At 43.5% G+C, this 20,603-nt stretch carries 18 protein-coding genes; 11 read left to right on the plus strand and 7 right to left on the minus strand.

Features of this window, described 5'->3' with window-relative positions; genetic code table 11:
- The first annotated feature begins 92 nt into the window (after positions 1-92).
- The 4 genes from AC2A4J_RS20000 to AC2A4J_RS20015 all read left to right on the plus strand — a co-directional run bounded on the left by AC2A4J_RS20000 (position 93) and on the right by AC2A4J_RS20015 (position 5,060).
- The gene (locus AC2A4J_RS20000; RefSeq protein WP_484177257.1) at positions 93-380 is read left to right on the plus strand and encodes a hypothetical protein; all 288 of its coding nucleotides are present in this window, start codon (positions 93-95) and stop codon (positions 378-380) included.
- A gap of 265 nt (positions 381-645) precedes the next feature.
- Positions 646-2,790 carry an ATP-dependent nuclease gene (locus AC2A4J_RS20005; protein WP_484177258.1) on the plus strand — a complete coding sequence of 715 codons (2,145 nt, stop codon included), beginning with the start codon at positions 646-648 and terminating at the stop codon, positions 2,788-2,790.
- Between the two features lie 9 nt (positions 2,791-2,799).
- On the plus strand, positions 2,800-4,737 hold the full coding sequence (locus tag AC2A4J_RS20010; protein ID WP_484177259.1) for a UvrD-helicase domain-containing protein: 1,938 nt from the start codon (positions 2,800-2,802) through the stop codon (positions 4,735-4,737).
- Positions 4,738-4,784: 47 nt separating this feature from the next.
- A complete protein-coding gene (locus tag AC2A4J_RS20015) occupies positions 4,785-5,060 on the plus strand; it encodes a hypothetical protein (protein ID WP_484177260.1) in 276 nt (91 codons plus the stop codon).
- A 551-nt stretch (positions 5,061-5,611) separates the two neighbouring features.
- Here AC2A4J_RS20015 and AC2A4J_RS20020 read toward each other — a convergent pair.
- A complete protein-coding gene (locus AC2A4J_RS20020; RefSeq protein WP_484177261.1) occupies positions 5,612-7,090 on the minus strand; it encodes a RimK family protein in 1,479 nt (492 codons plus the stop codon).
- Positions 7,091-7,507: 417 nt separating this feature from the next.
- On the opposite strand from AC2A4J_RS20020, the gene AC2A4J_RS20025 reads away from it, so the two are divergent.
- Together AC2A4J_RS20025 and AC2A4J_RS20030 are read left to right on the plus strand one after the other, a co-directional pair.
- Entirely contained in the window at positions 7,508-8,659 is a 1,152-nt protein-coding gene (locus tag AC2A4J_RS20025; protein ID WP_484177262.1) for a GNAT family N-acetyltransferase/peptidase C39 family protein, read from the plus strand.
- Positions 8,660-8,833: 174 nt separating this feature from the next.
- A complete protein-coding gene (locus tag AC2A4J_RS20030; protein ID WP_484177263.1) occupies positions 8,834-9,901 on the plus strand; it encodes a threonine aldolase family protein in 1,068 nt (355 codons plus the stop codon).
- A gap of 21 nt (positions 9,902-9,922) precedes the next feature.
- Here the strand turns inward: AC2A4J_RS20030 and AC2A4J_RS20035 are convergent, their stop codons facing one another.
- Positions 9,923-10,744, minus strand: a complete 822-nt coding sequence (locus AC2A4J_RS20035) for an AraC family ligand binding domain-containing protein (RefSeq protein WP_484177264.1) — start codon at positions 10,742-10,744, stop codon at positions 9,923-9,925.
- A 182-nt stretch (positions 10,745-10,926) separates the two neighbouring features.
- Between AC2A4J_RS20035 and AC2A4J_RS20040 the strand changes: the two genes are divergently transcribed.
- From AC2A4J_RS20040 to AC2A4J_RS20055, 4 genes are all read left to right on the plus strand, one after another.
- Entirely contained in the window at positions 10,927-11,865 is a 939-nt protein-coding gene (locus AC2A4J_RS20040; RefSeq protein ID WP_113918327.1) for an SPFH domain-containing protein, read from the plus strand.
- A gap of 2 nt (positions 11,866-11,867) precedes the next feature.
- Positions 11,868-12,329 (plus strand): NfeD family protein, encoded by a 462-nt coding sequence (locus tag AC2A4J_RS20045; RefSeq protein WP_484177265.1) that lies wholly within the window; start codon positions 11,868-11,870, stop codon positions 12,327-12,329.
- Between the two features lie 149 nt (positions 12,330-12,478).
- Entirely contained in the window at positions 12,479-12,700 is a 222-nt protein-coding gene (locus tag AC2A4J_RS20050) for an addiction module protein (RefSeq protein ID WP_484177266.1), read from the plus strand.
- 1 nt (position 12,701) lies between these two features.
- Positions 12,702-12,995: a type II toxin-antitoxin system RelE/ParE family toxin gene (locus tag AC2A4J_RS20055; protein ID WP_484177267.1), complete on the plus strand. Its 294-nt coding sequence runs from the start codon at positions 12,702-12,704 to the stop codon at positions 12,993-12,995.
- Here the strand turns inward: AC2A4J_RS20055 and arsJ are convergent.
- The 5 genes from arsJ to AC2A4J_RS20080 all read right to left on the minus strand — a co-directional run bounded on the left by arsJ (position 12,992) and on the right by AC2A4J_RS20080 (position 18,236).
- Positions 12,992-14,218, minus strand: coding sequence for an organoarsenical effux MFS transporter ArsJ (gene arsJ, locus AC2A4J_RS20060; protein WP_484177268.1), 1,227 nt, complete (start codon positions 14,216-14,218; stop codon positions 12,992-12,994). The two genes, AC2A4J_RS20055 and arsJ, sit on opposite strands and share 4 nt — an antisense overlap.
- Positions 14,219-14,247: 29 nt before the next feature.
- A complete protein-coding gene (locus AC2A4J_RS20065) occupies positions 14,248-15,264 on the minus strand; it encodes an ArsJ-associated glyceraldehyde-3-phosphate dehydrogenase (protein ID WP_484177269.1) in 1,017 nt (338 codons plus the stop codon).
- Between the two features lie 35 nt (positions 15,265-15,299).
- Positions 15,300-15,644: a metalloregulator ArsR/SmtB family transcription factor gene (locus AC2A4J_RS20070; protein WP_484177270.1), complete on the minus strand. Its 345-nt coding sequence runs from the start codon at positions 15,642-15,644 to the stop codon at positions 15,300-15,302.
- A 218-nt stretch (positions 15,645-15,862) separates the two neighbouring features.
- On the minus strand, positions 15,863-16,714 hold the full coding sequence (locus AC2A4J_RS20075; protein ID WP_484177271.1) for a universal stress protein: 852 nt from the start codon (positions 16,712-16,714) through the stop codon (positions 15,863-15,865).
- Between the two features lie 31 nt (positions 16,715-16,745).
- Positions 16,746-18,236 (minus strand): SulP family inorganic anion transporter, encoded by a 1,491-nt coding sequence (locus AC2A4J_RS20080; protein WP_484177272.1) that lies wholly within the window; start codon positions 18,234-18,236, stop codon positions 16,746-16,748.
- A gap of 457 nt (positions 18,237-18,693) precedes the next feature.
- On the opposite strand from AC2A4J_RS20080, the gene AC2A4J_RS20085 reads away from it, so the two are divergent.
- A partial coding sequence (locus tag AC2A4J_RS20085; RefSeq protein ID WP_484177273.1) for a retention module-containing protein occupies positions 18,694-20,603 on the plus strand: 1,910 nt, incomplete at its 3' end.

Below are 20,603 nucleotides of genomic sequence, written 5' to 3' on the forward strand. Positions count from 1 at the left end.
AGCGATGAGTCGATTTATTATTGAGTTCGAGGAACGTCTCGAAAAGCACCTTAACTAAATGGCAGTTACACGGAATCTGTTACAGGGTCCGCGTGTATTTTATCCAACCCTATTGGGCAAAATGTCCTCTATCATTGTTTGTATGGTTACCATTTGGTTTTAGCGCCCCCATCGCCATGATTTCTTACTTCAACGTCGACAGTGAACTTATTCCTTTTCTATTTTTTATCGGCTTTGGGGCTCTCATGCTGACTGGTGTCAGCAAGGTAGAAAGTTACGTAGAGGGCAAGTTATTACGACATGAACCACTTGCACGCTTTGTGTGGGCCTATCACCTGCTGGCTCTGGCTGGCAGCATTCTATCATTCTCGCTGTTGTAACCACTGTATCAGAGGTCTTTTGCCCAATTTCTCCCGTAGGGCAGCATGAGGGAGGCACGACCGTAATCTGCCGAAAATGGCGAAGCCATTTCAATTAGCCCCAGTAGCTTACTAAAAACACACAAACTTCTTGTGGTCTTGATAGCATTTACATTGTAGTGTCAGATTATTGTCAGGGATTGATTTAAGTGAATACGTATTTTTTATCAAACAACCTTAATTACTTTTCCATATTGGTTAACTTTACTTTTTTAAGGTTTATTATATGAAAATTTCTTCTTTTGCTTTGAAGAACTACCGTCGATTATCAGATGTAACTCTCGTTCTTGGTGATAAAAAAACGGTTCTGGTTGGTGCCAATAATAGTGGTAAAACGTCTTGTATAGGAGCGTTACACACATTTCTAAAAAGTCCTGAGAATCTAAAGGTTCGAGATATATCAAAATGTAATTGGAAGAAAATTCGAGAGTTGGGAGTACAAATCGAGCAAGATTTTCCTTCTATTGAGAAAATGGACGAACTTTCATCTGGTCTAGTTAACTTATTGCCGAGTTTAGACATTGAGATCACAGCGGAAGCGAGTGAGGTATATAAGGTTCGAGATATTCTCCCCCACCTGGAATGGTGTGGTGGCGCTTTGTATGTCCGTATGATTTATAAAGTACGCGATATCTCTCAATTGTGTCGAGAGTTTGCAGATGCGAGAAGTGTTGTTGCTGAACACAATGGAAAAGTAAGTCTTTGGCCTAAAGACCTTTTTGATTTTTTAGAGAAAGGAAGAAATCTTGCTAGGTATTTTGTTCAAGGGCATTTTATTTTAAGCAAAGAAATAGACCCAGCAGCTGGTGAAGTTTTACAGCCTCTCAAACCTGAATCTTTAAAAAAGCTAATTCGAGTAGATGTTATATCCGAACAGCGTGGGTTAGGCGCAGAAGACAGTACTGATCAAAAAGGACCATATACAGAGAAACAGAGGTTAAATAAATTACTTCGTGATTATTATGACCGTATTTTGAATCCGGAAGACTTTCCTGAGAAAGAAGATCTTGAATTCTTGGGGCAGCAGCAAAAATTAGAAGAAGGGTTTACCGAACGATTAAATAAGCAGTTTGTAGCTCCTTTTAATGAATTAACAAGTATGGGGTATCCGGGGATCGGAGGTAACCCAACTGTCGAAATTGCTGCCAAAATTAGCGGAATGGATGCTTTACAAAAATCGTCATCTGTCCAATACCGTTTTGACCAAAATGAAGAAGAGTTTCTTCCTGAAAGCTATCTTGGGCTTGGCTATCAGAATCTCATCTATTTGACCTTTAGGCTTTTAGAATTCCGTGATAAATGGATGCGTGTCGGAAAGTCCGCTTCTTCAGTTGGGGATGTCAAAGAACAAATTGAACCCATTCATTTGGTTTTAGTAGAAGAACCAGAAGTAAATCTTCATGCGCAGGTTCAGCGTGTATTCGTTTCTAAAGCTTATGATACTTTGAGAAATCATCCTGATTTGCGAGAAAAGGAGAACCCTAAATACAATACGCAGATGTTGATTAGTACCCATTCCACGCACATTATTGACGACATCGACTTTAAGGATTTACGTTACTTCCGTCGTAATGATGGTGGCGCCTCGTTAAATATGGATCATACGTTAATAGTTAACATGTCAGATCTTTTTGACAAGCCGAAAGATGCGCTTCTTTTCGTTGGAAAACATTTGAAGTTAACTCATTGCGATATTTTCTTTGCTGATGGCGTTATTTTTGTTGAAGGTCAAGCAGAGCGCCTGCTAGTGCCTGAGTTTATTTCTAAAAGATTTCCAGAGCTAACAAAAAGGTATATTTCTATGCTTGAGGTGAGTGGCGCTCATTCTCATAAATATCGGGAATTGGTTGAGGAGCTTGGGATCGTGACTTTAGTTCTGACAGATCTTGATTCAGTTAATGATGAAGGAAAGTCTTGCTACCCAAAAAGAGCAAGTGGTCAGAAGACTAATAATGACACATTGAGGCTATGGCACCCCAGAAAGGACTCAATAGATGAATTGTTGGACTCTTCTCAAAGTGCAGTTACTGGTCAAGGCATATCGATCTACGTTGCTTATCAAAAACCAACGAAGATTTCTGAGCAAGAAGTTTTATCTCGAACGTTTGAAGATGCGTTAATTTTGGCGAATTTTGAAAATGAATATTTTCAGGGAAAAGACAAAATCAAAGAGGCAAAAGATAATTTTGAAACGAAGGATAAATACTTGGAAGAGTCTCTTTATAACTATGTGCAAGGCTTAAAAAAAGGCGACTTTGCCTTCGATTGTCTCTTTCACCTCTCAGGTAAAGACACTCAAGATTTTAATCCCCCTGAATATATAAGTGATGGGCTTGCGTGGTTGCAAGCGCAACTTTCACCAAAGGTTTAGGAGGACATTATGACAGAAGACTTTTATTTGGCGGAAGTTAGACCTGTAAATCATGATGATAATGTTGATAGGGCTATCCAAGGGTGTCTTCAAATTGGATCAGGAAAAAGTTTCATCACTTTTGCAGGGGCGGGATCAGGTAAAACTTATTCTTTAAAAAAGGCGCTTGAATTTCTGAGTGATCAATATTCTGATGCTTTCACTCGTCAGGGAAAGCAAATTGCGGTTGTAACCTTTACTAACAATGCAGCAGAGGAAATTGTTGATCGAATCGAGCAAAATCCAATCTTTTTCGTTTCGACAATTCATAGTTTTTGTTGGTTGGCTATTACAGGTTTTAATGAAGACATTCGTAGGTGGTACTTAGATACGATTCCGTCAGAGCTTGCGGAGGTCGAAGACCTGCAAAAGCGTGGTAGAGCAGGAAAGGCATCGGATGCGCGAAAGAGAACTATTGTCCGTTTAAAGGAAAAAATGATTTGGTTAGCTGAGCCTCGTACATTTGTTTATGATTCAAATGGCGTAAACTCTTCTCCCGAAGCATTATCGCATGCGGATGTCTTGAGGATTTTCTCTCACTTTTTGACAGTCAAACCGATGATGGCCGAAGTTATTGTAAACAAGTTTCCTTTTATATTTATCGATGAAAGTCAAGATACTAACAACGATGTAGTTAATGCTTTTTTTGATCTTCAAAAGGCTAAAACTGATGAAGTTGTCATCGGTTTATTTGGAGATAGAATGCAGCGTATTTTTGGTGGGGGAGAGCCACAGCTTGGTAAGTCAAAACCGAGTGACTGGACTGCTTTTAACAAGGAAATGAATCATCGCTCTAGACGACGTATTGTTGGCTTGGGCAATCATATTCGTAGCGAAGATGATGGGCGTAAACAGTTCGCCCGAGATGGTGCTTTAGAAGGTCATGTTCGATTTTTTTTATTACCTCATGGTGTTCCAAATAAAGACCAAGTCGAAGCGAAAATACGACATGCTATGGCAGAAATCACCGATGATGCTAATTGGGTAGATACTAAATCTGAAGAAACAGCAATCTTACTTCTGGAGCATAAAATGGCTGGTCGTCGGCTTGGCTTTGATAATCTTTGGGATGCACTCTCAAGCTCAGAAAAAATGAAGTATCGGATTACTGAAGGTAGTATTACTGAGCTGATGTTTTTCTCAGATATTGTGTCTCCCTTAGCTGAAGCGAGTTTGGAGGAAAGACGAGCAGACTTGATGTCTATTTTGAGACAAAGTAATTCACCGTTGCTTGAAGCTGAAGAGTTAGAAGCTGATAAGGACGATCCGCTAAAGGCTGCCAGAACTGCGGAACATGCATTTAGACAAGTAGTTTCAAATGAAAAGGTTAGCTTTCGTGAAGTTCTTGAGGTGCTTGCTGAGTACAAGCTGCTTAAAATTCCAGATAATTTGAAGTCGTTTGTGTCGGTTTATGAAGACGTTGAAACTGAGATAGAAACTGATCAATCAGAAACAACCCAAACGGAGCCTGCAGACTTAGAGTCAGAGGAAAAGGATAGAAGCGAGATTGCTGCTTGGGCGGAAGCCTTAGAGACTAATTTCTTTCAAATTCGAAACTATAAAGACTACATCGATGAAAATACAATGTATCGAACTCATCAAGGTGTAAAAGGTAATGAATTCGAACGTGTTATGGCTATTATGGATGACGATGAAGCTGGTGGATTCATGTTTTCTTACGAGCAGTATTTCGGCGTGAAGGAGCCTTCTATAGCGAGTCAACAGAAAGCAAAAGCCGGTGCTGAAACAGGTCGAGACCGTACTCGACGATTGTTCTATGTCACATCCACACGGGCTAAGAATAGTCTTGCTCATGTGATTTATACATCCGATGTAGCCAAGGTAAAGGAAAACCTCATAGAAAGAAGATATGCGAGAGAGAATGAGATTATTGAGTTTCAAACCTAGTTTCATATGAGCTAGAAGGGCGTCTATTTTTTTAAAAGGTAATATTCTTGAAAGTCACCTTGTCTATCAGTGCTCAACACCTTGCTTGGTTAGCAGTTGCCATTATTTTAGGAATGATGATTGCTTACTGGTATACCGGCTGGCCGGTTATTGCTGTGTATTTCGGTGTTCCAGTCGGCATCTTGAGTGCTTTAGGATTCTTTTTGGTGGACAAGTTTTTCCTGAAAGAGGTACAAAGCTTAATCAAGCGTTTTCTTTTAAGAGCACTTTGTATGCTTGTTATTTCAGTGGCTGTTTTTGCAATGTTTGTGCTTTTAAAGTGACAGGTGTTATTTGTCAAAAGTTATGAATCCAAAGTGCTGTAATTGAAATTAAGTCCCTTGTCGGCCTAAAGGCGCGACTTACGTTGGAATGAAAGCTTCGCTTTCTCCGGCGCTATTAATTACAGAAAAGCGGTCGTACCTCCCTTATGACGCCCTACGTTTTTGTTTCCTATATTTGCAATCTCGAGAAATCAGTTCGACGTGCTTTTTTTAGGGAATCGATTACGAGACCTTATGGAGTTTCAGAGTCAGTTTAAAATATCTTTTCTCACAACAGCGAAAACAATCTATGCCTTACGATTTAATTCGTCTTGCTAAACCAATTTCGAACAGAGTAAATGAGACGTTTGGGCGATAGCCCGATAAAGCGATTTTTTGCTTTTCTTTAAAATGAAAGTTTTTGTGTCGCTAGACAAAAGTTACACGCCCAGCAGGGCGGAATAAAGATCATGAATACAAAGTGATTGAGAGGAAACAAACGTACTCGCGTACTCGAAAAACAAAAAAGGCGACTAATCAGTCGCCTTTCGCATATCTAGAGTGCTTGCTTATCAAGCGTGAGTATCACCACGTTTCACTTGCATGCGTCGCAAGAACTCCGACATGATGTGCATGTAAAGTTCGTTGCCGAGATATTTGTCTTCCACACCTCGGTCGATGCTTGGGTTGTCGTTTACTTCGATCACGTAACCGCGGCCATTAATTTCTTTTACGTCTACACCGTAAAGACCATCGCCAATGGGTTTTGTTGCCGCGATAGCGGCTTGTAACACGCGACGAGGCACTTCGAAGGTTGGTAAAGTATCAAATCCGCCGCTTTGGCTTTTGCTACCTGTGTGTTGGTAAATCTGCCAGTGGTTTTTCACCATGTAGTAACGACAAGCAAAGATCGGTTTGTTGTTAAGCACGCCGATACGCCAGTCAAATTCTGTGTATAGGTATTCTTGAACCAATAGCAAAGACGATTTTTTAAACAAGGTGTTCAAGCTTTCGGTCAGCGCTTCGCGGTTTTCTGCTTTGATCACGCCTTTAGAAAACGCGCCGTCTGGAATTTTTACTACCATTGGGTAGCTGATAACGGCTTCCAATGCGTCTTCTACGTTGCTTTCACCTTTATGTACGATGCGTGTTTTTGGGCAAGGTACTTTGTGGGTGTTGAACAAATCTGCCAAGTAAACTTTGTTGGTACAGCGCATGATAGATTGTGGGTCGTCCATCACAACCAAGCCTAAGCCTTCGGCTTTTTTGGCAAAGCGATAGGTGTGGTGGTCGATGTTGGTGGTTTCACGAATAAACAAGCCATCGTATTCTGGCAGACGCATGATGTCTTTTGGGCCAATCGTATCAACGTGAATGCCAAGTTGTTTACCTGCTTGGATAAACTTTTTAATCGCTTGGTCATCACTTGGCGGCATGGCTTCTTCTGGGTTAACCAAAATTGCCATGTCGAATTTCGCCGCACGTTGAATGCGGCCTTTGCTCCATACCTTGTTACTGAAAGCTTCCAAGGATTCGGCGAAAAGAGTTTCTTCCGCGTCGTTCAATTTACTTTGCGATGTCGAGAATAGAGCAGTGACTTGCCATTCTTTGCGGAACTTCAAAGTTACTTCCAATACAGGGCTAGGGAAGCTTTCGAAGAGTTTGCGTGCGAATTCCTTCATTTCTGGATGAATGGTTTTGCCGAATACGCAGTGGAATTTCATTTCCATCGGTGCTTCTGGTTTGGCGAGTTTTTTTGCCAGCAATGGTAACCATTGAGAGATTTCTAACTCATACAGGTCTTTTTTGCTCAGGTCGTTAAGCACGCGCACAGAAGGCATAACGTGATGACCACGACTTTCTGCCAACAGCGAGCAGTAATATCCGTCAGACAGATATTTGCTGCTTTTACATAGGTTGATGATTCGTGTGCGTCCTTGGCTTTTTGTTGCGGCCAAGTTTAAATATTGAGTAAAAGTGATCACTCGATCACTCGGTAAAAACGCGGACCAATCTTTGGCCTGATCAACAACTATGTAAGTCTGTGACATTGGGTATGCTTTTCCTTTTGCTTAAAAAACCACTATGAGTTTGTAAAAATTGCTTTAAAAAGGGGGTTAAAAAGCACCCTCAATTTGTGCGGATAATGCGCTTGTTTTACAAATTTAACAATAGTCTAAAAAAAACTTTTCGCGACTACTGCGCTTGCTAATACTTTGTTAAAAATAGACTCGAAAATGCTCATTTATAAAACATAAACTCCGCTTTCTCGTCTATTTTTGCCTCGCCTTAACTTCGCTCGTGACATCGTGAATAAGTTTTTTGCATAAAAAAATAAAATGTTTTTTTGATGAAAAAATAGGCTATCTTTTAGGTAAGTTTCGCCCTAGAATGCGCGAAAAGTTCTATCGTTTAACTGTCTGCAGTTCGACGATCCTAGCGACCTTTTGCCCTTTAGAGGCGATGTAATGATCACAAGCTCGGTCACCAGCTCTTCCCCAAATATTGATATCCGTTTAGCCAGTATAGACGATTTAAAAGCCTTGCTCGTTTTGGAGGGCAAAGCTTTTACCGGTGATCGTTTGAGTCGCCGTAGTTTTCGTCATGCGATTACGAGTTCTGGATCGGCATTATTTGTGGCGAAACAGGAGGAAGGCGAGCTGTTGGGTTATGCCTTGTTGCATTTGCGCCAAGGTACTCATTTGGCGCGCTTGTATTCGCTTGCGGTTTCGCCAGAAGCCCGAGGTCTTGGAATCGGTAAATTGTTGATCGAAGCCTGTGAGAAAAAAGCTCTTAAAAAAGGCAAGATGTTGTTGCGTTTGGAAGTCAGTGATGTGAATCACAATGCCATCGCTTTGTATCAAAAAATGGGTTACAAGGAATTTGGTCATTATGATGCTTACTACGAAGATCAAACCGATGCGATTCGTATGCAGAAACGTTTGCTTCATGCGGGTGACGAGCAGACCACACGAGCCATTCCTTGGTTAGCGCAAGGCACGCCGTTTACATGTGGCCCTGCGTCCTTGCAAATGGTGCTGTCGTCAATGCATCCTGAGTACCAAGCCACTCCAGAAGATGAATTAGAAATTTGGCGTGAAGCAACGACGATTTTCATGACGTCTGGTCATGGCGGTTGTCATCCGATGGGCTTGGCTTTGGCGGCGAAGAAACGTGGCTTGTCTGCGGATGTTTGGTTGAGCGAAGAAGGTCCGTTGTTTGTCGACAGCGTGCGAAATGAACTGAAAAAAGAGGTCATTACTCGTGTCCATCAAAGCTTTGCCCAGCAATGCGAAGATGTCGGTGTTCCCTTGAATTACACTGCGATGCCATTGGCGCAATTGATCGAAGCGTTTGACGAGGGCGCATTGGCGATTATTTTGATCAGCACCTTCCGCATGGACGGAAAGAAATCCCCTCATTGGGTGGTAATGTCTGGCTACGATGAGCATTGTATTCTGGTACACGATCCTGATTTGGACGATGATAAAAAATTACCTGACGATCCGCCAAGCCCGTTGGATTGCCAATTTGTGCCGATTGCTCGAGATGAGTTTGAAAAAATGTCACGTTTTGGGCAAAGTCGTCTGCAAGCGACCGTGGTGCTCAGGGCGCAATAAGTCCGTTTTTCACAATGTTACTTGGCTCACACCTTCCTCGTATCTTCTTTTCGACATGGTAGAAGATACATTTTTCTTATTGTTATCTTCTGCACAAAAATCCAAGCGCTCGTATTTAAACGCTGTCATGATGTTACTCATTGAAATGAAATAAATTGATTTAAGGAGTATTCAATGAAGGTTGCGTTTACCAGTGACAATATTGCCGGTGCGTCAGATTCTGTGTTTAAAGCCATGATAGAAGCCGCGCAAGGCGATGCCATGCCGTACGGGAATGATGATGGCACGGCGCAAGTCACGCGTATGTTGTCGGAGCTTTTCGAATGCGATGTGGATGTCTTTTTGGTTTCTACAGGAACAGCAGCAAATTCGTTAAGTATTAGTGCGTTCACGCCACCTTGGGGCAGTGTGTTGTGTCACACAGAGAGTCACTTATTGAATGATGAATGTACGGCGCCTGAGTTTTATACCAGTGGCGCGCGTTTTGTCGGTATTGGTGGTGCCGATGCCAAGATGGATCCTGTTCAGTTGCAAAAATTGGTCAATCAAAAAATCGGAGATGTGCATTCATGCCAGCCTTCGGCGATCAGTTTGTCACAAGTCACCGAAGTGGGCAGTGTGTATTCGTTAGAAGAAATACGCGCCATTACGAGCGTGGCGAAATCGGTTAATTTGCCTGTTCATATGGATGGGGCGCGTTTTGCCAATGCTTTGCTTGCTTTGGGTTGTACGCCCGCAGAAATGACGTGGAAAGCAGGTATCGATATTTTGTCTTTTGGTGCAACGAAAAATGGTGTGATGGCGGCAGAAGCCATTGTTGTGTTCAAACAAGCTTTGGAAGACAAAGGGATTTCTAGCGAAAAGGTAGCGAAAGAGCTCGGTTATCGTCGCAAACGTGGCGGTCATTTGCATTCCAAAATGCGTTTGTTGTCTTCGCAGATGATTGCTTATTTAACGGATGATTTGTGGCGCACAAATGCGACTCATGCCAATGCCATGATGGCGCTACTGCAAGACGGTTTGAAAACCGTTCCGGGTGTGAAAATCAATACGCCCGCTCAGGCCAATATGTTGTTTTGTACCTTGCCATTGCCGATGATTGATCATTTTCAGGCAGAAGGTTTTGGCTTTTACGGTGGGCGCTGGGAAGAAGGCGTCATTCGATTGGTGACGTCGTTCAGAACACCAAAAGAGGGTGTCGAAGCCTTTATCGCATCTGCGAAAGCGTTTGCAGCACAATAGTTTTGTTACGAGGAACTTTAACTAACAGCGATAGTTTGATGGTGCAACGCCAAAGGCTTGTTTAAAGGCTCGATTAAAGTGGCTTTGGTCATAAAAACCGACATCGGCCGCGATGTCGGTAATCATCGCATTCGATCTGGCTAATTGCGTGCAAGCCCGTTCTAATCTTAGGCGCATTAGCCAAGCGTGCGGCGCAAGTCCAGTTTGCTTTTGGAAGCGTCGAATGAATTGAAAGCGGGTTAATCCGCACAGTTCCGCGAGGCTATTCAAAGATATTTTGCTGGATAAGTTCGCTTCGCAGTAGTCTCTAATACTTTGTAATTGTTGATTCGTTAGAGCAAATGTTTCTTGGCTTAGTGGCTTTTTCTCTGCCGCCAGCAGTAAATTTGATAGTGCATTGACCCATAAACTGTCTTTGTGAAGCTGGCTGGCGTATTGGTTTGGATCGAATGCTTGAGCAAGCTGTAAAAACGAGCGGTTGTGCGCGGGCTGATCGATTATCGATGGGGCAAGCTGTAGGTTGGTGTCTCGAGCTTGGCTGTCGAGCAGCGCGGCTTGTATTAATTCTGTTGGAATGCGAAAGGTTTTTAAGTGGCGTGTTGTATTGTCTCGTCCTGATCCATCGTGAACTTCGCCAGGTGGCATTAGGCAAATTTGCTTTGGAACTAAGTCCAGAGTTTTATGTTGAACTTTCTGGTGTTGCGAGCCTTGAGTAACAAGCCCTATATGGTAATCCAAATGGTAGTGTGGCTGAAAATGAAACTCTGTGAGCTTTGCTTCACTAATAACCACGCCGGGTAGTTCTTCAATGTGCTGGTAGTGAAAAAAGTCATCGCTCGGCATTGTGTAAAGATCTCACTGCTTCTTCAATTAATCTGGTTTTATTGGTGACTTTTGAACCTTAACAGTGCTTACTATGGTAGCGATAAAATAGTCGTTCTGCTTGTATTTTTGTGCGTGGTGATTCATAACATCTTGGTGAAAATATAAGTCGGGTGTGTTTTGAAAATTAAGGATTCATTGTTATGGAAGAGTTACTTAGCTATATCTTGAGCGTACAAACGCTGGTTCTCGTACTGGTTATCTTTTTATTAAAGGGTTCGATTAAGTTTGTGCCGCAGAATCAGGCATACGTTATTGAGCGTTTTGGTAAATACCAATCGACGAAAGAGGCGGGTTTAAACTTCATTCTGCCTTTTATTGATCGCATTTCTGCGGATCGCTCTTTAAAAGAACAAGCGGTGGATGTGCCAGAACAAAGTGCGATTACGAAAGATAATATTTCTTTGCATGTGGATGGCGTGTTGTATTTCCGCGTATTAGACCCGTACAAAGCGACTTACGGTGTGGATGATTACGTCTTCGCTGTGACTCAGTTGGCGCAAACAACCATGCGTTCTGAGCTAGGTAAAATGGAATTGGATAAAACGTTCGAAGAGCGTGATGTGCTGAATACCAATATTGTCGCGTCAATTAACGATGCGGCTGGTCCTTGGGGTATTCAGGTATTGCGTTACGAAATAAAAGACATTGTGCCGCCACAATCTGTGATGGAAGCAATGGAAGCTCAAATGAAAGCGGAACGTGTGAAACGTGCGCAAATTTTGGAATCTGAAGGTGATCGCCAAGCTGCAATTAACCGCGCTGAAGGCGAAAAAGCGTCTGTGGTATTGGCGGCAGAAGCGGATAAAGAAGAGCAAGTTTTGCGTGCAGAAGGTGAGGCGAAAGCTATCGTTGCTGTGGCATCAGCGCAAGCGGAAGCACTTCGCCAAGTCGGTGAAGCCGCGGCAACTGAAGAAGGCCAAAAAGCCATTCAGTTGGATCTCGCATCGAAAGCGATAGAGGCGAAACGAGCTATTGCTAAAGAGTCTTCTGTTGTCTTGTTGCCTGATGGCGCGACAGAGCCGTCTGCAGTGGTAGCGCAAGCTATGACGATTATTCAGCAAATGACAAAAGGGAGCTAAATATGGATATCATTGCCAATAATCTGGCTCAGAGCTTGTTTATTGTTGGTTTGATTCTATTAGTCGTCGAAGTGACAGTGCTGGGTTTTGCTACTTTTGTACTCTTCTTTGTTGGCTTGGCTGCTATGGCTACAGGCGCTTTGGTTTATGTTGGAATACTGCCGAATAGTTTGCTAAGTGCTATGTTGAGTACTGGCGTAATGACTATATTGGCCGCGTTAGTATTGTGGAAACCATTGAAGCGTATGCAGTCAAAGGTGAGTACCAAAAAAGCCAAAAGTGAATTCACCGATCACCAGTTTTTTTTGCAAGAGCCTGTGTCACCCACTCAGTCACCTAAATACCAGTATTCTGGTATTGAATGGTCTTTGGTAAGTGATGAACTTATTGAAGCAGGAACCAAGGTGGAAGTGACTGAAGCGGAAGTGGGTAAATTGCACATCAAAGCGATTAGCACTAAGTAAACGGCTTTAGATCCTGATAAAAGAAATGCCAAGTGTGTCGGTTGTAGCGCTGAACATGCTTGGCGTTTTTTTTTTGTTGGCTTTGGATGGGAGGCAAAAGCCAGCATTCAGTGATAGACTTGCTTTTAACGTGGATAGGAGTGATGCATATGTCTGACGCATTAAAAACCGTACTGGATAATATGGAGCTATTAACGCCTAGTGAAAAAGCTTTGGCAGCTCATTGTCTTTTGTCTTCTCTTGAAGGTGAGCCGAGTAATGATGTTGAGTCGGCTTGGTTAGCATTAGCAGAAAATCGCAGCAATGCTTTGTTATCTGGCGATGTAAAGGCAGTACGCTGGGAGGAGATTAAGGCTCAAGTTATAAAATAATATGCTGAATTTAACCTTTCACCCTGATGTCAGTCAGGAAATTAAATCCTCCTATGATTGGTATCAACTTCAAGCCAAAGGGCTTGGTGATGATTTTATTAAAGAGCTTGAGTCTGCATTCAAAACCATTCTGGCGCTTCCTCGAACTTGGCCCAAGTTCGGTGCAAATCATCATAGATTTTTATTATCTCGTTTTCCTTTCTCTGTCATTTATCAAGTACATTCAGATAACCTTTATGTGGTTGCCATCATGCATAACAGTAAAAATCCGGGTTATTGGTTGAAAAGAGGTTAATTGGTGTTTTCTGAACTGGTGATTTTTTGCGGCAACCAGAATGAAATAACGCTGGTAAGTATAAGAAAACCGCAAGATACCCAAAGACAGGCAATTAGCCCAAAATCTTGATAAATCCAACCCGATAGCATCGTGCCTATGAGACGTCCCATTGCATTAGCCATGTAGTAAAAGCCCACGTCTAAGGAGACGCCATCTTCACTTGCATAGTGAACGATTAAGTAGCTGTGTAGCGAAGAGTTGATAGCAAACACCACTCCGAACACGATAAGCCCACTCAACAGTATCCATAACACCTGATCGGCGCTTTCTAAGCCAATCGCGATGGCTGCAGGAATGGCAGTAAGTAATATTGCCCAGAATCTGGCTTGTGTGCCGGTTGGTGTTTGTTGTTTGGTTTTTCCTGTGATGTGTGGTGCAAGGCTTTGGACTATGCCATAACCGATGACCCACAAGGCGAGGAAGCTGCCGACACGCCAGTGATCCCAGTCAAACTGGCTGGATAAATACACCGGAACAGCAATCACAAACCACACGTCCCGAGCGCCAAACAAGAAGAGACGTGCCGCCGATAGAATGTTGATTTCAGTGCTCTTGGAAAACATTTGTGAGAACTTCGGCTTGTTCTTCGACTTGCCTAAATCTTCTCGAAGTAGATACAAACTGGCAAGCCAAACGATAGCAAGGGCAATCGCCATGGCTAAGACGGCATTATGAAAACCAATAGTGCTGAGTAGAAAACCACCGAGGAAAAATCCCACACCTTTAAGGGCATTTTTCGAGCCAGTTAGTAGGGCAACCCATTTGTACAAGGTGCCGCTGGCGTTTTTGGGAACGAGGGTTTTGATGGCACTTTTAGCGCTCATTTTATTGAGGTCTTTGGCAATGCCGGACAAAGCTTGTGCCGCCATGACCCAAGGAATAGTGAGAAAACTGGCGGGTAATAACAGCATAGACAAGGCGATGACTTGCATTGCAAGGCCGATGTTCATGGTGCGATTGAGCCCCCATTTTGCCCCAAGCCAGCCACCAAACAGGTTGGTAATGACGCCAAAAAATTCGTAAAACAAGAAAAGCAAAGCGATGTCTAATGCGCCATAACCTAGCTGGTGGAAGTACAGCACAACCAACATACGCAGTGCGCCGTCGGTGAGGGTGAAGCTCCAATAATTGCCAGTAACAATAAGATACTGACGAACGCTTTTAGGAAGTTGTGACGGCATGTGTGTTTTCGCTTTGCTCTATTGTTTGTTTAGATGGCTTTGTCTAGCGTGCCGACTTTACGCATCAATTCCGCGGTGCGATTGGCGTAGCCCCATTCGTTGTCGTACCAAACATAAAGCTTCACTTGGGTGCCGTTAATTACCATGGTGCTAGGAGCATCGATAATGCTTGATCGTGGGTCGGTTTTATAATCGATTGACACGAGAGGGCGTTCTTCATAACCCAGAATATTGTTTAGCGGGCCACTTTCACTGGCTGTTTTTAACAATTGATTGATTTCTTCTTCTGACGTTGGGCGTTTCATTTCAAATACGCAGTCGGTAAGTGAAGCATTGGTTAAAGGCACACGTACAGCGTGACCATTTAATTTGCCTTTTAGCTCTGGAAATATGTGGGTGATGGCGGTGGCGGAACCGGTAGTGGTTGGGATCAAGCTAGTACCACAGGAGCGAGCACGACGTAAGTCTTTATGTGGCGCATCGATAATGGTTTGAGTGTTGGTAATATCGTGAATGGTGGTCATGGATCCGTGCTTGATGCCAATGGTTTCTTGTAGCACTTTTACTACAGGCGCAAGGCAGTTTGTGGTACACGAAGCAGCGGTAACGATTGGGTGCAGGCTAGGATCGTAGTCGTCATCATTAACCCCCATTACCACGTTGAGCACGCCGTCTTCTTTTACAGGGGCGGTAACGACAACACGCTTTACGCCTTGATCCAAATAGGCTTGCAGTAAGGCTTTGGTTTTCATCACGCCAGAGGCTTCTATTACCACATCACATTGTGACCAGTCGGTGTCGGTAATATTTTTGTTTTGCGTACAGGCAACGGACTTGCCGTTGATAATAATAGAATTGCCTTCGCTACTTGCCTCGTTGTGCCAGCGACCATGAACCGAGTCGAAATTAACCAGATGGGCGAGGGTGGCTGCATTGCCTTTTAGATCGTTGATTTGCACAAACTCCACATCGTCCCAGTCAAAGGCTGCGCGAAAAGAAAGTCGTCCCATACGGCCAAAGCCGTTTATTCCTACTTTAATAGTCATTGTGTTGTCTCAAATGCATGATGAAAATTGGTTGGTTAGCAGCAAGTTCCAGTACGTTTTGGCCTGCCGCCCATGGTTTCGAGCTGATCTATGTTGTCTTTCAGCCACAAGATTTGGTTGTCTAATGTGGTTTTTAAGACACTCTTCGCCCAATTGGGCAGTTCCGGATGTAGTTGATAAAACACCCATTGTCCTTGTCTTCGATCACTTAGAACGCCGTTTTTTCGTAGCTGGGCAAGGTGGCGAGATATTTTAGGTTGCGTTTCGTTTAGTGCTTCAGTGAGTTCGCAAACGCACAGTTCTTCATATTGAGTAATAAGTAATAGGCTTCGCAATCGGGTGTCATCGGCAAGCGCTTTGTAGAAATGATCGGGCTTCATTGTAAATAAACACATCAGTTAATGTTGATAGAAGTGTATGCGGAAAATCATATATATGCAAAACCATATGTTTGGTTTGTTTGATATTTAACAAAAAATTCATCTAAGGTTTGGTTTGAAAATAGATAAAGTCGAAGGTAATAAAAAGGGCGAGTTCCGAAGAAGTCGCCCTTGATGGATATTGCTTGATGAGCATTTTTTGATAGAGATTGAATGCTCTAGCGTAGTATCAAAAGTGGAATGTCACTCTCGATGATCATCTTGCTGGTGTTGCTGCCAACGAAGAATTGACGAACTTTAGAATGAGCATACGCGCCCATTGCCATAAGTTCTATTTGATTCTCTTCGCGGTATTGGGTTAATACAGAGTAAATTTTACCCGGTATAATTGAGGCGGTTACGTCGAAGCCTTCTTCTTCGAGAATTCGGTGTGCCTCTTCGAGCTTGGCACGTTTTTCTGGTGTTGCTTCGCCAGCCATTACAAGGTGGCAAGGTAGCCCAAGCAATAATGGACTTTGGGCAATGCGTTCAATGGCATTGTCTGCTGCTTCTCGGCCATCGTAAGCAATCATAAAATTCTTTGGCGCTTTAAATTCATCGACGCTAATTAAGATTGGGCGATGAAGAGTACGTGCTACTCGCTCAATATGCGAACCAATGGTGTGGGCGTTTTGAGTATGGCCGCTGCCACAACGCCCAACCACGATGAGACGAGTGTCTTCCTCAAGATCTATGAGGTTTTCGACAAGGTCGCCATGGCGCTGCAATAGCTCAATTTGCTTTGCACCCGCTTTATGAGCAAATTCTTTGGCGTTTTCAAGCACTAATTTGCCATGCTCTAAAGCTAACTTAGCGCGTTTCGCATCCATGGCAACGAGCTCTTCCAGTAGGTGCTCTCGGCTGCCTAAGCCGATTGAACCAGAAAGATCTTCGTCGGTTCTTACGGCTTCTTTTTCCAAGGAGTGCATCAAGGTTAATGGCGAGCCCATTTGCTTGGCTGCCCACACGGATGCGGTGGTAACACATTCAGATAGAGAAGATCCATCGATACAAGCTATTATGTTAGTCATGTTGCACTCCTTGTTATTTTTCGAGGGTGTTTTAGTGACCACCCATTACTTTTTCGACTTCTTCAGGGTTGTTGTGAACCCCAAATTTATCGACGACTGTCGCACTGGCTTCGTTCATTCCTACCAGTTCAACTTCAGCACCTTCGCGACGGAATTTGATCACGACCTTATCCAAAGCGGATACGGCTGTGATGTCCCAGAAGTGTGCATCGGTTAAATCAATCGTAACGCTTTCAACCGCTTCTTTAAAATCAAAAGACGCATTAAATTGATCTGACGACGCAAAAAACACTTGTCCGACTACTTTATAAGTACGATGAACTGTTTTTTCACCTTGCTCGTTTTTCACCACCATAAAGCGGCCGATCTTATTGGCAAAGAACAAAGATGCCAGCAACACGCCGACAAAAACACCGATTGCTAAATTGTGTGTGGCAACCACAATAGAAACCGTCGCCAACATTACAATATTAGTCGATAACGGGTGTTTTTTCAGGTTGATGATGGATTCCCAAGAGAAAGTACCAATCGATACCATGATCATCACCGCAACCAAAGCCGCCATTGGGATTTGGCTAATCAGGTCATCCAAAAATACGACCATGATCAATAATAAGAAGCCAGCAATAAAAGTAGAAAGGCGACCACGACCACCGGATTTTACGTTAATGACAGATTGTCCGATCATGGCGCAACCAGCCATGCCGCCTAACAAACCAGAGGCGATGTTGGCAACACCTTGACCTTTACACTCGCGGTTTTTGTCGCTGCTCGTATCAGTGAATTCGTCAACGATAGTGGCTGTCATCATGGATTCCAGCAAACCAACCACGGCAAGACCAAGTGAATAAGGCAAGATAATCATCAATGTTTCTAGACTTAACGGTACATCAGGCCAAAGGAAGATAGGTAGGGTATCTGGTAGTTCGCCCATATCACCCACAGTTCGAATGTCTAAGCCATACATCATTGCGAAGGCTGTCAGTACGACGATGCATACTAATGGCGAAGGCAGAGCTTTACCGATCATAGGAAGCAAAGGGAACAGATAAATAATACCCAAGCCAGCGGCCGTCATGGCATATACATGCCAAGTGACATTGGTTAGTTCCGGTAGCTGCGCCATAAAAATCAAAATAGCTAAGGCGTTTACAAAGCCTGTTACAACAGACCGTGACACAAAGCGCATTAAGGCCCCGAGTTTTAAATACCCCGCAATGATTTGGAAAACGCCAGTAAGTAAAGTAGCAGCAAGTAAATATTCTAAACCATGCTCTTTTACCAAGGTCACCATTAATAGCGCCATCGCACCCGTGGCCGCAGAAATCATTCCAGGACGACCGCCAACAAATGAAATGACAACGGCAATACAGAAAGAGGCATACAAGCCCACTTTAGGGTCAACGCCTGCGATAATGGAAAAAGCAATGGCTTCGGGAATCAAAGCAAGAGCAACCACTGTGCCTGCAAGAGAGTCGCCTTTAATGTTTGAGAACCAGTCTCGTTTTATCGTATCGATCATGTATTACCTTCTGAATAAATTAGAGCAAATAGGCAGACGCTATTTTTAGCAGTTTGCTTTATGGGCTTTTATCTTGTTAGCCGTTTTATAAAAATATGTTCTGAATATTGTGCCATGACAAGAGCTGTGCGAAACACTCCCCCATAGGCGCATTGATTGAGTCAGAGACTCTGAAAGAGACATCGTGCAGCGTTTTACTCTTAAGTGCTTAAGATCTGTGCCCGAAAGTGCGCAAATTATAAAGAGTTGACTTATGCATGGCAATGACAATAAGGCAGAAGAGACAGGTGTATTCAGAGGGGGCTAGAAAAAAAGCATAAAAAGGGGCTCGAAATGTCAAAAAAATTGCCGAACTGTACCAAGGTACAATAGCGACCTTGTCTTTTTTATCCTACCTTGGGAGTAATTATAGAACTATTACGACTTACTTTTAGTCTTCTTTTTTAGGGAACGTATCATGAGCGACAGTCAAGTACCATTTGCAACACTAGGCAACGCGATCGGTTTTATCACCAAGCTAACAGGCTCCGTGACTATCCAATCTATTGATGGCCAAGAGCGTGTGGTGAAAATCGGCGACCCGATTTTCTTCGGCGAAACTGTCGTGACTGGGAACAATAGCTCAGTGACGATCGCCTTTGTCGATGGTACTGAAGTGGTGATCGGTGGTGATTCTATCGTTGAAATCACTGATGAGATATATAACGCCGGCGATAACGATGACCTTGTTACAGATTCCTCTACAGACATAGACGCCTTACAACAAGCAATTTTAGCGGGCGATGACCCTACTTTAGTACAAGAAGCACCGGCAGCGGGTGAAAATAGTGATAGCGTTGTCTATAACGGCGTTTCTATTGATCGTATTGGTGGCGAAGGTACCATCGGCGGTGGTAATGACACAGATTACTCATCATCTCTACCTGGCTTTGGTTATGATACAAATGAAAGCGGCAATACTAATAGTGGTCGTGAAAATAATGTATCTACACCTGAGGATACAAGTAGAAACTCTTCTTCAAACACGCCAGCTGACACAAGTATTTCTAAACCTACGATTAGTCTAGTGGCGAGCAGTGATACTGGTACGTCTTCTTCTGACCGATTAACAAATGACACAACCGCTACTTTCACTCTAGGCAGCATTGATAGTGATGTTGTTAAAGTTGAAATCTACAACGGTGGCAATCTAATAAATAGCACCACAAATATTAATGGTCTGAATACCTTTACCGCCGATGTGGGGGATTTGGCCGAAGGATCTAACAATCTAACGATTAAAGTCACTGACGCTGCGGGTAACACTTCTACCTCTGATCCTGCTGTTGTTACTTTGGATACCGTTGCAGATGCAGGTACTGTGACAGTGGATTCAATTACGTCTGATGATGTGATTAACGCGAGTGAAGCTGCAGGCACCGTCACTGTTACCGGTTCAGCTACAGGTGGCGATATCGCAGAAGGCGATACGGTTACGCTTGAAATCAACAACCAGACTTACACAACGACAGTAGGTGCCGATGGCACGTGGTCTGTTGACGTGGCGGGTTCTGATCTTGCGGCAGACGCAGGCACCGCGTTCGACGCGGTTGTGAGCTCGGAAGATGCAGCTGGAAACACAGTTGACACAACTGGTTCTTCAACTCATATGGTAAACCAAGCTCCTGTAGTAGTGAGCCAAAGTGCTTCTGTAACCGAAGATTTCACAATAAATGGTGTGGTAAGTGCTACAGATGTAGATTTACCCGCCGGTAAATCTTTGATATTTGAAACCACATCTACCGTAGCTGGCCTGACTTTTAATGATGATGGCAGGTATAGTTTTGATGCATCTTCTTACGACTCGTTGCAAGAAGGTGAAATAAAAGAAATTTCAATTGATGTTATAGCTACTGATGATCAAGGAGACAAAGGTACTGGAACATTGGTTATTACTGTAACAGGAACTAATGATGCACCAACCATTGAAGCCGCAACGGGCACCGTTCAGGAAGACAGTATTATTACAGGGACGATTAATGCCAATGACGTGGATCTTCCTGGCTCTGAAAGTTTGACCTTCACCACCACTTCTACGGCCACTGGTTTAATCTTGAAATCGGATGGCTCTTACAGCTTCGATGCATCGTCCTACGACAGTTTGTCAGCAGGCGAAACACAAGTAATCACCGTGCCTGTGACCGTTGAAGACGATCAAGGCGCTACCGCGACTACGACCTTAACCATCACAGTAACGGGCACGAACGATGCACCAACCATTGAAGCCGCAACGGGTGCCGTTCAGGAAGACAGTATTATTACAGGGACGATTAATGCCAATGACGTGGATCTTCCTGGCTCTGAAAGTTTGACCTTCACCACCACTTC

The sequence above is a fragment of the Marinomonas sp. ATLA20 genome, from assembly GCF_057180105.1.